This window comes from Halosaccharopolyspora lacisalsi, assembly GCF_014137975.1.
In the GTDB taxonomy this organism is placed as follows: domain Bacteria; phylum Actinomycetota; class Actinomycetes; order Mycobacteriales; family Pseudonocardiaceae; genus Halosaccharopolyspora; species Halosaccharopolyspora lacisalsi.
Map to the genome: position 1 here is coordinate 69204 of NZ_JACGWZ010000002.1, position 12203 is coordinate 81406.

The 12203-nt window shown below is 66.5% G+C and carries 10 protein-coding genes; 6 read left to right on the forward strand and 4 right to left on the reverse strand.

The features are described 5' to 3' along the window. Window positions 1-6 precede the first annotated feature (6 nt). Together FHX42_RS08115 and iolC are read right to left on the reverse strand one after the other, a co-directional pair. Window positions 7-888 (reverse strand): Cgl0159 family (beta/alpha)8-fold protein, encoded by an 882-nt coding sequence (locus FHX42_RS08115; protein WP_182543642.1) that lies wholly within the window; start codon window positions 886-888, stop codon window positions 7-9. 29 nt (window positions 889-917) lie between these two features. Then, complete coding sequence (gene iolC / locus FHX42_RS08120) at window positions 918-1880, reverse strand: 5-dehydro-2-deoxygluconokinase (protein WP_182543643.1); 963 nt, start codon at window positions 1878-1880, stop codon at window positions 918-920. 263 nt (window positions 1881-2143) lie between these two features. Between iolC and FHX42_RS08125 the strand changes: the two genes are divergently transcribed. From FHX42_RS08125 to FHX42_RS08140, 4 genes are all read left to right on the forward strand, one after another. After that, entirely contained in the window at window positions 2144-2869 is a 726-nt protein-coding gene (locus FHX42_RS08125) for a GntR family transcriptional regulator (protein ID WP_328796052.1), read from the forward strand. Window positions 2870-3205: 336 nt separating this feature from the next. Beyond that, window positions 3206-4129: a sugar phosphate isomerase/epimerase family protein gene (locus FHX42_RS08130; protein ID WP_182543645.1), complete on the forward strand. Its 924-nt coding sequence runs from the start codon at window positions 3206-3208 to the stop codon at window positions 4127-4129. A 48-nt stretch (window positions 4130-4177) separates the two neighbouring features. Further along, entirely contained in the window at window positions 4178-5200 is a 1023-nt protein-coding gene (locus FHX42_RS08135; protein ID WP_182543646.1) for a Gfo/Idh/MocA family protein, read from the forward strand. 777 nt (window positions 5201-5977) lie between these two features. Further along, the gene (locus FHX42_RS08140) at window positions 5978-6328 is read left to right on the forward strand and encodes a peptidoglycan-binding domain-containing protein (RefSeq protein WP_182543647.1); all 351 of its coding nucleotides are present in this window, start codon (window positions 5978-5980) and stop codon (window positions 6326-6328) included. Between the two features lie 666 nt (window positions 6329-6994). Here FHX42_RS08140 and FHX42_RS08145 read toward each other — a convergent pair. Continuing rightward, on the reverse strand, window positions 6995-8245 hold the full coding sequence (locus FHX42_RS08145) for an erythromycin esterase family protein (protein WP_182543648.1): 1251 nt from the start codon (window positions 8243-8245) through the stop codon (window positions 6995-6997). A gap of 998 nt (window positions 8246-9243) precedes the next feature. Further along, window positions 9244-10056: an SAM-dependent methyltransferase gene (locus FHX42_RS08150; protein WP_182543649.1), complete on the reverse strand. Its 813-nt coding sequence runs from the start codon at window positions 10054-10056 to the stop codon at window positions 9244-9246. Between the two features lie 1029 nt (window positions 10057-11085). Here FHX42_RS08150 and FHX42_RS08155 point away from each other — a divergent pair. Further along, complete coding sequence (locus FHX42_RS08155) at window positions 11086-11778, forward strand: HNH/endonuclease VII fold putative polymorphic toxin (RefSeq protein ID WP_268898366.1); 693 nt, start codon at window positions 11086-11088, stop codon at window positions 11776-11778. Next, on the forward strand, window positions 11772-12203 hold the full coding sequence (locus tag FHX42_RS08160) for an Imm50 family immunity protein (RefSeq protein WP_182543651.1): 432 nt from the start codon (window positions 11772-11774) through the stop codon (window positions 12201-12203). Before FHX42_RS08155 ends, FHX42_RS08160 begins: the two co-directional genes overlap by 7 nt.

The following is a 12203-nucleotide window of genomic DNA, read 5'->3' on the forward strand; positions in this document are numbered from 1 at the left end:
CCGCTCTCAGAGCAGGTTGACGGCGGTGTCGACAGCCCCGGTGACGTTGCCGTCGGTCGGGTACAGCAGGGTCCGTCCGACGACGAGCCCGTAGACGTTCGGCAATCGCAGAGCCTTGCGCCAGCGGTCGTAGGTGGCGTCCGGGTCGGTGGAAACCTCACCGCCGAGCAGCACCGTCGGCAGCGTGGTGGCCTCCATGGCGCGCCCGATCTCGTCGAGCTCGTCGACGACCGGCACCTTCAGCCAGGTGCGTGCCGACGTACCGCCGATTCCGGAGGCGATGGCGATGGACCGGGCGACGGCCTCCACGGAGAGGTCGTTGCGGACCCTGCCGTCGACCCGGCGGGACAGGAACGGTTCCACCATGGCCGTCAGGCCGCGTTCGGCGAGGTCGTTGACCGCCTGCGCCGCCCCGGTCATGGTGTTCAGCGATCCCGCGTCGTCGAGATCGATGCGCAGCAGGAGTTTGCCCGCGTCGAAGCGCAGCCGCTCGATGTCGGCGGCGCGGTGCCCGGTGAAGCGGTCGTCGAGCTCGAAGGAGGAGCCCGCCAGCCCCCCACGGTTCATCGAGCCGATGACGACCTTGTTCTCCAGCGCGCCCAGCAGCAGGAGGTCCTCGAGAACGTCGGGAGTGCCGAGCACCCCGTCGACGCCGGGCCGGGCCAGCGCGACGCACAGCCGTTCCAGCAGGTCGGCGCGGTTGGCCATCGCCAGCGAGTCATCACCGGCACCGAGCGCGCCGCGGGCCGGATGGTCCGCCGCGACGATCATCATCCGACCGTGCTCGCCGAGCAGTGGGCGCCGACCGCGCCGCGTTGCCGCCTCGGCGATGGCTTCGGGACGCGTGGCGCGCACGCGGGGGAGATCGGTAATGGTCAGTTCGGACACACGTTCCCTCTCGCTCTCGAAGCAGGTGTTCAGGCGCTCCGCGCCGAACGGTTCGCAGCCAGCAGTTCCTCGACCTCGTGCGCGTGGGGCATCGCCGACGAGCACGCCAGCCTGGAGGCGACCAGAGCGCCCGCGGCGTTGGCGAACCGCATCGTGCGCTCGGCACCCCACCCGGCGAGCAGGCCGTGGCACAGGGCCCCGCCGAAGGCGTCGCCCGCTCCCAGGCCGTTGACCACCTCGACCGGCATGGCGGGCACGGTCGTGGCTTCGTCACGGGTCCGAGCCAGGACCCCCTCCGGCCCCTTCTTGACCACGGCGAGTTCCACGCCCGCCTCCAGCAGGGCCTCGGCGGCGCCTTCCGGATCGCGCGTGCCCACGGCGCGCTCGCACTCGTCGAGGTTGCCGACCGCGACGGTGACGTGCGCCAGCGCTTCCCGGTACCAGTGGCGGGCTGCTTCGTGGTCGGACCAGAACACGGGTCGCCAGTCCAGGTCGAACACGGTCGTTCCGCGCTTGGCGCGGTGGGCCAGCGCGGCCAGCGTCGCCGAACGGCTGGGTTCCTCGGCCAGGCCGGTGCCGGTCATCCAGAAGATGCCGGCCTCGGCGATGGAGTCGAGGTCGAGTTCGTGCTCGTGGATCTCCAGGTCGGGGGCCTTGGGTTCACGGTAGAAGTACAGCGGGAAGTCGTCCGGTGGGAACAGCTCGCAGAACGTCACCGGCGTCGGGTAGGCCTCGACCGGGGTGACCCACCTGTCGTCCACGCCGAAGTCGTGCAGGGCCTGATGGACGAACTCGCCGAACGGGTCGTTGCCGGTGCGGCTGATGACCGCGCTGCTGTTGCCCAGTCGGGAGGCCGCGACGGCGACGTTCGTCGCGGTCCCGCCGAGGTACTTGCCGAACGACTCCACCCGGGCCAGCCCGACACCGGTCTGGAACGGATAGATGTCGACCCCCATCCGGCCCATCGTGATCACGTCGAACCGATTGTTCATGCTGACCTCCGCCGTGGTCGGGAACCGCACTCGTCGGGAGCCGTGCGGGCTGCTCGCCGTGACGATCCTCTGTCTACGCTCCGGGGAAGTCTCATGTCAATACTTTGTCCGGACATTATTACTTAAAGACGTCCACGGTTTTTTGTTACGGTGGGCGAGTGGCATCGACGCAGCGCAGTTCGTCACCCGGGCGGTCGCCGAGAAATCGGGCGTCCGGTACTTCGACGCGAGTTCCCGAGTCATCGTGGGATCCGGCCGACGAGATCACGGTTGATCACTCCAGCCCGGTCCCGCTGTACTACCAGGTGGCCAGCCAGATCGAGGCGGCGATCGACTCGGGGGACCTGCCGGTGGGGGCGCGTCTGGGCAACGAGATCGACCTGGCCGGCAGCCTGGGGCTCTCGCGGCCCACGGTGCGGCAGGCCATCGGCTCGTTGGTGGACAAGGGACTGGTGGTCCGCAGGCGTGGTGCGGGCACCCAGGTGGTGTTCAACCGGGTCAAGCGCTCACTGGAGCTGTCCAGTCTGTTCGACGATCTCGCCGCCGTGGACCAGCAGCCCACCACCCGGGTGCTGGTCAACGAGGTCCGGTCCGCCACCGACGAGATGGCCCACCGACTCGGCGTGGCCGAAGGCACCGAACTGCTGTTCCTGGAGCGGGTGCGTTCTGCGCGCGGCGAGCCGATCGCCCGGATGCGCAACTACCTGCCCGTCACGCTGGTCCAGCCCTCCAGCGCCGTGCTTGAGGAGCGTGGCCTGTATCAGCTGCTGCGCAGCGAGGGCGTCCGTCTGCACGCCGCGCACCAGAGCATCGGCGCTCGTGTCGCCGAGCAGGCCGACAGCGAGCTGCTCGAAGAACCGGTCGGCGCGGCGCTGCTGACCATGGACCGCCTTACGTACGACCAAGCCGGCACCGTGGTCGAGTACGGCTCGCACGTCTATCGGGCCTCGCGTTACTCCTTCGACCTCTCCCTGCGCGGTGAGAGCTGAGCGGGTCCGAGCTCCTTCGCGTTGCCGCGTCCGCCTTTCGCGCGCCGACCTCGTTTCCGGTGAGGTCGGCGCTTTTCTCGTCGCACGAGCGCACTGCCGGCACGGTCGATTCACCGGCGACTCCGTCTAACCTTAAAGACGTAAATATGTAAGGACGAAGTCTTGACAGGTGGGTGCTGACGGTGAAAACTGCGGGACATCGAAGCAGGAGATGGCCGTCACAGTCATCGGTCTCGCATCGGCTGTGGCGCTCCGGCTCACCTCCCGACACCTGCCAACGCACGAACCCGGGTGTCGCTCACCCGAACCGTGCCCGCGAGAGGACCAGAGACTTCCATGAGCAACGACATCACCGGCAGTCACCGTTTGCGGGTCGGATCGGCCCCGGACTCGTGGGGCGTGTGGTTCCCGGAGGACGATCGGCAGCCGCCGTGGCGACGTTTTCTGGACGAGGTGGCCGAGGCGGGCTACGAGTGGGTCGAACTCGGCCCGTACGGCTACCTGCCGACCGACCCGAAGCAGCTGCACGACGAGTTGGGGCAACGTGGGTTGAAGCTCTCGGCGGGTACCTGCTTCACCGCCTTCCACCAGGGCGACGTGTGGGACTCCACCTGGGAGCACGTCAGCCCGATCGCGTCGTTGGCGGCCTCGCAGGGAGCGCAGCACCTGGTCGTGATCCCGGAGATGTGGCGCAACCCAGCCACCGGTGAGCAGCTGGAGGCTCGCACGCTCGACGACGGATCCTGGAAGTCACTGGGCACCGGCATCGACCGGCTCGCCAAGGCGCTGTACGAGGAGTACGGCATCCGGATGCGGTTCCACCCGCACGCCGACAGCCACGTCGACGACCAAGCCCACGTCGAGCGGTTCCTGGAGATGACCGACCCCGAGCACGTGACGCTGTGCCTGGACACCGGTCACATCTCCTACTGCGGCGGTGACAACCTCTCGCTGATCGCCAAGTACCCCGGCCGGATCGGCTACCTGCACCTCAAGCAGGTCGATCCCGAGGTGCTCAAGGGGGTCCACGACGAGGACGTCCCGTTCGGCCCCGCCGTCGGGCGCGGCGTCATGGTCGAGCCCCCCGCGGGCGTGCCGGACCTGGAGCCGATCATCAAGGCGTCGGCCGACCTCGACGCCGACATGTTCGCCATCGTCGAGCAGGACCTCTATCCGGTGGACTTCGACGCGCCGCTGCCCATCGCCCGGCGCACCAAGCAGTATCTGACCAGCTGCGGAGCCGGAGTCCCGCTGCGCTGAACCCGGTCGAGTCCCGAACAGTCGGCAGTTTCGCATCCAGGAGCAATGATGACCGAGCAGGATCTGCGCGTGGGTCTCGTCGGGGCGGGAAAGATGGGTGCCGACCACGCCCGCCGCCTCCACGAGCGCGTCAGCAACGCCAAGCTGGTGGCCATCGGTGACCCCGATCTCGACCGGGCGAAACGGGCCGCTTCCGGCATCGAGGGGTGTCGCACCCACGGGGATCCGGCGGAGGTGATCTCCACCTCCGACGTGGACGCCGTCGTCCTGGCCACGCCCGGTGCGACCCACGAACCGCTGCTACTGGCCGCCATCGAGCGGGGAATCCCCGTGCTGTGCGAGAAACCGCTGACCCCGGATTCGAAGTCGGCGTTGCGCGTGGTCGAGGCCGAGCAGGCCGCGGGGCGCCGGCTGGTGCAGGTCGGCTTCATGCGCCGGTTCGATCCCGAGTACCGCGAGCTCAAGCGGCTGCTGGATGCCGGCGATTTCGGGCGGGCGCTGCTGATGCACTGCGCGCACCGCAACCCGTCGACCCCACCCGGGTTCACCGACGAGATGATGGTGTTCGACTCGGCGGTGCACGAGTTCGACACCACCCGGTGGCTGCTCGACGAGGAGATCGCGGCGATCACCGTGCGCCACCCCCGCCGCTCGGCGACCGCGCCCGAGGGTCTGCGCGATCCGAAGCTGATCACGATCGAGAGCACCGGCGGTGTGGTGGTCGACGTCGAGCTGTTCGTCAACTGCGGGTTCGGCTACCAGGTGCGCTGCGAGGCCGTCTGCGAGCGCGGCACCGCCCTGGTCGGCGGCAGCGCCGGAATGTTCAGCCACACCGAAGGCCGCTGGGGTGGCGACGTCACCAAGGACTTCCGGGACCGGTTCATGCAGGCCTTCGACCTCGAGTTCCAGCGCTGGGTCCACGCCGCCCGGGGAGGCGGGATCGACGGGGCCAGCGCGTGGGACGGCTACGCCGCCGCAGCCGTGTGCGAAGCCGGCCTGGCCGCGCTGGCCGACGACTGCCGCACCGAGGTCGACATGATCGCCAAGCCCGACTTCTACTCGACCTCCTGAGACTCGGCGTGCCGGTTGCCGAATCACTCCTCCCGGAGAGGCTGTGTGCCTCTCCCGGTGCTCCGGCCGCACTTCGCGATCTTTGTGGTGTTTCCTGACGATCCTGTGGCGATGAGGGTCCTCCGGCGTAATAGGCGGCTTTGGAGGACTTGCCGGGGCGTTGACCGGTTTTATCGCGTAGAACCACGGTCCTGGGTGGTGGCCTGCTCAACGGGGCGACCTGGGAAGTCGAGGGGCATCCGCGATGACATCCGGCCCTGCGTGGACGTGCTGTGGAACCGGACCATCCCGGCGGTGGCCGGCAGCTCCCGCGCTGATCACCTTGTCGCCCCGGTACTCCCGACGGGTTCCGCACCGTCAGCAGGCGGCCACCGGCGCCCCCCATACACGCCACGAACGAGGAAGTGTCGCGTACATCGCACAGCTGTGATATCTGACTGTCCTGCTGTGCTTGTCAGGAAGAGAGTTCTGATACTGCACCTTACTGGTATGGGAGTGCTCTCCTGTTTTGTGGTTTCACTGCTTTTTGTGCGTTCGTGGGGGAACTTGCGCGGGAAAGTTGCATGGTTCGCGTTGCGGTTGCGTGTAGTTGGGAACCCGGTTCTGATTCTGTGATCGCTCGGTGCGACGGTGCGTTGCTCTCATCTGGTGAATCGGCGCGACTATTGGGTGAAACGGGGTGACGCACCTTGCTTTCCGGTTCGTGGTGCCGGAGGCTCTCAGTGCTCCCGTGCCGTGCGGAGTGCCAACAAGAAAGAGAAGATCGGAGAGGAAGTTATGCGCATACAGCTGGGAAGAGCATTGACGGTGGCGGCAGCGACATTGGCTGTCAGTGTAATCCCTGCTCTCTCCGGGGCTTCCGCTGTCGCCGATCCGGTAGCGGCGGCTCCGTACCCGTCGTGTGACTACGGCCAGACCAGCTACCCCACCCTGGGCATCGGTAGTCGTGGTCCTGTGGTCAAGCACGCTCAGTGCCTGATCAATCGCGTGACCTATATGCAGCTCACTGTCGATGGTATTTACGGGTCGGGCACGGAAACCGGTGTCAAGCACTTTCAGGCCAACGCGGGGCTGGCCGTCGACGGAATTCTTGGCCCCGACACCTGGGATGCTTTGCATAATTGGTAAAGATTTTCGGCAGTGACGAATGGCCGGGCGTGGCCTGCCCGGTCATTCGTCGTGTCTAGGTGCAGGTGGAGTTCGGCGAGAGTTTTTTGCCTCAGTCGTTCAGTTGCCACTTTTCAGTGTTTGCAGCAGCCGTCGGAGGAAGGTGTCGCCGTCGACGGCGTGGGCGACGTGGACGGCTTCGCGGGCCTCGGAGTCGCTGTTGAGGGTGTAGGGCGTAGGTCGGTGATGGTGCGGCCGCGGGTGCGGGTGCCGTTGAGTTCGACGTCGAGGGGCAGAGCGCGGTAGGTGGCCAGGGCCGGGTCGAGGGCGATGGTGGCGGCTTCGGGGGCGTGCCGGGTGTTGGTGTCGGCCTGGGCGGCGTCGTGGTGGGGGCGGTTGCTGGTGTCGCTGTCGTAGCGATGACGAGCCCCCTCGTCCCCGCGTACTGGATGGTCTTCTTTGGTCCGGCCACCTGTGCTCTGTTCGCTGCGCTTTTTTCGGGCTGCTGACCCGTTAATCGAGCTGCTCCGGCGTTTGAATCACCGCAGCGGGAGAATTGATTACGAGCCCGGGTCTTGGTGATCGTCGCGAATGAGGGCGGTGTCCCGCGCAAGTGATCTCGCCGCGATCGAGAGCCGACAGATGGTCTCTCGGACGTGGGGCAGGCTCGGGGTTGGAATCGTCGGGTCAGCTGGGGCGGCAGGCGGTCGGGGGACTGGTCCGGTGCACGTAGGCCAGGCCGTCGTATTCGGCGCCGGGGACCGTGGGTGTGAAGCCCATGCGGTAGAACGGTGATTCGAGCGCCCCGTGCTGCCGGGTCCAGGACCGTGTGCTGAGCCACGTTGTCACTGCTTGCGGTGCGTTGTCGTCGTGCAGGTCGATGAGGTGGTCACCGCCGTGTGCTCGGGCGAGGTGCCCTTCGGTCGTGGTCGGCGGGGCCGTGCCACGGTGGTGGCGCACCGGTGAGGGGGTGTAGCCGCGCACGAGGCGGGCGCGTTTGGCCCGGAAGGAACCGGAACCGAACACCAGGCCCAGCGCGTAGTAGTGCCGACCGAACTGTCTGCGCAGGTGCGCTCCCATGGTGGGCACCTGCTCGGGGCGCTGCCCGCTCTGGAGGTGGCCGTTGTGCGCCCATACGGCGACCGCGGGACCCGTGCCGGCCTGTGTGCTGGTCACCTCGGTGGCGGCCTCGGCCATCAGTCGGTCGCGCACGGCGTACATCGAGGCTTCTCCGGCCGCGGGGTCTCGCGGGGCGGTGGCCAGCTGCGCTGCTCGCACGAGGTAGGTGACGTGTTGGCGGGCGCGGGCGTGCTCGTCGGGCGAGCCGGCCGGTTCCTGCCGATCCAGGACCTCGACGATCTCTTCCGCACTTCGCAGGATCGGGTCCGGCAGTGCCGCTTCCGTCATGCGGGTCTGCGCCAGCGCTGTCAAAGCCTCGGCGAACCGCGGCAGCTGCGTGGGGAGGTTCTCGGAGAGGAAGGACTCGACCACCTCGACGGCCAGAGCCGGCAGCTGCGGGTCGATACCGACGAAGCGCACCTGGTGCTCGGGGGAGAGGTCGGCGTTGTGCGCGCGCAACCACTGCAGCAGTGCCAGGACCTCTCGGGTGTTCCACGTCCGGAAAACGAGTCCGGCCAGTGCTTGAGCCGGCTCGCCGCTGCCGCGCGTCACGAAGTCGTTCACCGCCGTGGCCGCCGACTCGCTGGCCTCCATCGCCACGACCCGCACGCCCAGCTCGACCACCAGGAACTCGATGAGGCGGTGCTTGAGGGTGAAGAACTCGCTCGTCCCGTGCGTGGCCTCTCCCAGCCCGATCACGCGGACGTCGGACCAGACGGGGCACATCGGCGCCAAGTCGGCGAGACCTGTCCCGGCCTCAACCGGGTCGAGCGGAACGGCGCGGTCGGCCAGCCACGAGAGTACCTCCGGATCGGGCATGCCACGCACCCTGGCAGCCCCGCCCACTCGGCAACCCCTCGCCGTGCCATTTCTCAGCCGAAAAAGACCAGCACGCTGCTCGTGCAGTCAGGTGCAGAGGAGGAGAAGGCGGGGCTGCCAACACACGAGTCGATCGTGTATCAACGATTACCGTGCTGCGACCTCCGCTGGTCGCTCGTTCTGACACAGTGGTGGATTCCGACGTTGTCGGTAGAACCTGACGGGACTAACAGTACGGCTCTTCGTCTCGTCCTGGAAGTGCAGGTGGGACCGCTGGGCTGGTTGAGGTTGCCGATGGTGGCTGGGAGTCGTCGGATCAGGAGTGGACGCAGTCGGACCCGCTGTTGCAGCAGGTCAAGCGTCGACGGGGTGGCCGGTGGCGGGATCATCGGCAGGTGGTTGAGGGCATGATGTTCACAGGATCGCATCGGTTGCCCGTGGCGGGATCTGCCGGAACGGTTCGGGCCGTGGCAGAGGAGTGCAGTCCCGCTTTTACCGATGGTCCGAGGACGGCACCCGGGAGCGCATCCCGACCGAGCTGCAGCGGGCGGGATGCCGCCGGCCAGCTGGATCGGACTCCTCAGCGCGTACTCCACCGTGGTCCGAGCGCATCAGCGCGCCGTCGGAGCAAAGGGGGCGCCCGCAGGCCCTCGGCCGGTCCCGAGGAGGCCTGAGCGCCACGTTTCACCTGGTCGTCGACGTCACCGTCGCCGACACCGAACTTGTCAGCCAGGAGGAGCACCTCGAGTTCCACTGGCTGCCGCTGCACCAGTTCGCCGACGTCGACGTACGCCCGGGCGTACGTCGACGTCGGCGAGGAGCACACCCCGTTCTGGCACGGCTGGGACGGTCACCGATGAGGCGGTGCGATTGAAGCGGGGCCCGGTTCCGTGGTGAGCGTCGATACGGGGTGCCTGAACGGCACCTCAAGATGGCGGTTCGGTCGTGGTACTGCGACGGACCCGCTTTCCGATGCCGGTGTGCGGTGACGCGCGTGGTCAGTTGACCCGGGCCAGGGCGGCCCAGCAGGCGATGCGGCCGGGGTCGGTGTCGTCGTGGGGATCGGGCCGCCACAGCGTCGGGGTGACCAGTCCCGGTTCGACTTGCTCGAATCCGTTGAGAAAGGCCGAGATCTCGCTGCGAGTGCGCCACCGGCTCGGTGGATTGGTGTTGGCGTACAGCTCGCGCACGTGTTGGGCGGTGTCGGCGTCGAGCTTGTCGGCGGTGACGTGGCTGAGCCCGACGTAGCTGCCGGAGGCCAGGGCGCTGGTGTAGCGCCGCACCAGGGCCGCGGGGACTTCGTCGTCGGGCACGAAGTTCAGCACCGAGATCATCAGTAGGCAGATCGGCTGGTTGAAGTCCAGCAGGCCGGCCACGCCCGGCGCGGTCAGCACCGCCTCGGGGTCGCGCAGGTCGGCCCGGGCGATGGTGACGTGGGGTTCGGTGTGCAGCAGGTTGCGGCTGTGGGCGACCGCGACGGCCTCATTGTCCACATAGGCCACCCGTGCGGTCGGGTCGTGACGATGGGCGATCTCGTGCACGTTGCCCACGGTTGGCACGCCTGATCCCAGATCGAGGAACTGGCTGATTCCCCGTTCGCAGCAGTAGTTGACCACTCGGCCGAGGAACGACCGGTTGGCCTGCATGGTCAGCACGGCGTCCGGCATGGACGCGATGACCTGGTCGGCGGCCTGGCGGTCCACGGCGAAGTTGGCCGAGCCGCCCAAATAGTAGTCGTACATCCGCGCCGCGTTCGGACTGTCGATGTCGACGTGGTCCGAGGCGGGGTTGTCCTGGTGTGATCTCGGCATGGTCGATCACCTCCGTAAACACCACTTGTCATGGCAGGACATTACCGGGCTCCGAGCTCGAACCGAAGTGATCGAGCTCCTCCTGTTATCCGGCCAGACCCGCCTGGGATCGCCTGGGATTGCCAAATGTCGCGGGGTACCGAGCTCCTCGGTACCACCAGGGTCGGGTGGGTATGCGGGGGTCGGGAGGGGTTTTGGCGAGGTAGCGCTGGTCCCACGGGTGGACCTGGTGCGGAGTTTGCGCGCGCGATGCTGCGGGAGGAATCCGATGGTTCGTTCGGTGCGCACTGATCGACTGGTTCGGACCTGGCTTCGGGGCGGAGGTTCATGCTTTTTCCGGTTGGGCTTGGTCGTCGCTGCCCGTGGTGGTATCGGCGGCCGATACGCATGAATTTTGCGCGCTTGAGTCGTCGATCAACCTTCTCGGGTTATCGTGTCCCGGTTCCAGGTCACCCGTGAACCGGTCGGCAATCCGCCCGAGGTCGTCACCGCCCGAGCGGAGACGAGCACCACCGCCGACCCACACCTACGAACCATTCGGCAGAGCCCGTGACACGTGCGAGCTCACCGAGTCCGCACCCGCCAACCCACTTCGCTTCACCGGTGAATACCGCGACGATGCGCTGGGGCTATACAACCCCCGGCTCGGAGGGGTTGTCCGGCTCGGCAAGGGCTTTCCCGTGCCGGGACCGGAATCCTGAGCGGTCTGTTGAACGTCGTCGAGGCCTTCCGCGTCATCTCCGAGGCCTGCGACCGCGGTCACCGACAGCTGGCGATTTTCGGTCGTGCTTACAGCGTCACCGGTGTCACCGCCTTCTGGGACCGGGCTCGGCGTACCTGGCCAAGCAGACCGACGCCCGGTTCAGCCACCTCACCCAGGCCGCCATCGTCTTCGGTACTCTCGGCAAACGTCCCCCCCCGACAGGAACGTCGCCCTCGACGGAGCGAAGAAGGACTTCGGCATCCCACGATCCCAACACCCCGACTCGGTGGTGCGGGTAGACATGACCGACCACAACAACAAAAGTCCTGGGATCAAACGGACTGCCCATCGTGACCCGTGAGCACCACTACGCTCGTCCCGATGGATCCCGAGGCATCATCCAGGACCACGGAGTCGACCACGATTTCGGCGCTCCCGACGGCACCGGTAACCGGGGTGCCCACTTCAACGGGCGCCCTCCGGACAAGCCCTGTACCGGGGCTGTCCCCTGTACAGGGCCGTTCCCGGAGCACGCGATCACTATCCTTTCGGAAGGCAAGCAGCATGAGCTGGGTCGATCTCGTCGATCGCAACGAGGAGCCAAGGCGATATACGGTGACCGCACGCCCAGTCTCGCCGGGCTCAACCTGCACGAAGTGGTCTTTGAGTACGACAGGACGCGTGTGATGCTCGTCTTCGGTTTTCCTGAGTTTCCCGCCGTGTTTCCGAAAAAGTGGAGGCAGCCAGGATGCGACATAGTGCAAATCAGAACGAGTTTCGTCGATATTGCCGACTTGTCGCTGCTGGAGCAGCGCGTCGACGCCGATGTTGGCCCGCATCCGGATGACTCGGGAGGCGGGATCGATATAACCGCCCGATCGATTTTGTTTGGGCTGGACACGAAGGCCGACTGTCCGCTGTTGAACTCCATGCCGGCCTGTCGTTCGAACTCTGATCGGCATTGGAGGAATCATTCTGCGATGTTCGACATCGAATCCTTGGAAGGTGATGCATGGTGAGCTGGATGGGTCTTGTTGACAATAGCGAGGAAGTTGAGAAAAGATACGGCGAGCATGTGCCCAGTCTCGCCGGAATCGATCTTGCCGAAGCGACCGTGCATTACGACGGCCCTGACGCAACACTGAGGTTCGACCTTCCCGAGCTTCCTGATTATCTGCCGTCGAAATGGAAACAGCAAGGATTTAACACAGTACAGCTGACAATAGTTTTTACGGGAATTTTTGAGTTTTCTATACAAGGGTGGGAGGGCGATGTGATCGCAGACTTGTGGCTGACGGAGGCTAAGTCTCAGATTCGGGCGATGGTGCGATCGAGCACTGTCAACCTGGACATGGTGGCCGGGTCGGCAAGGCTGAGCTCGCTGTCGGCCTACATCGATAGTCGGCGCAGTGAGATCGATCCACTTTACCCCGTGAAGGATTGA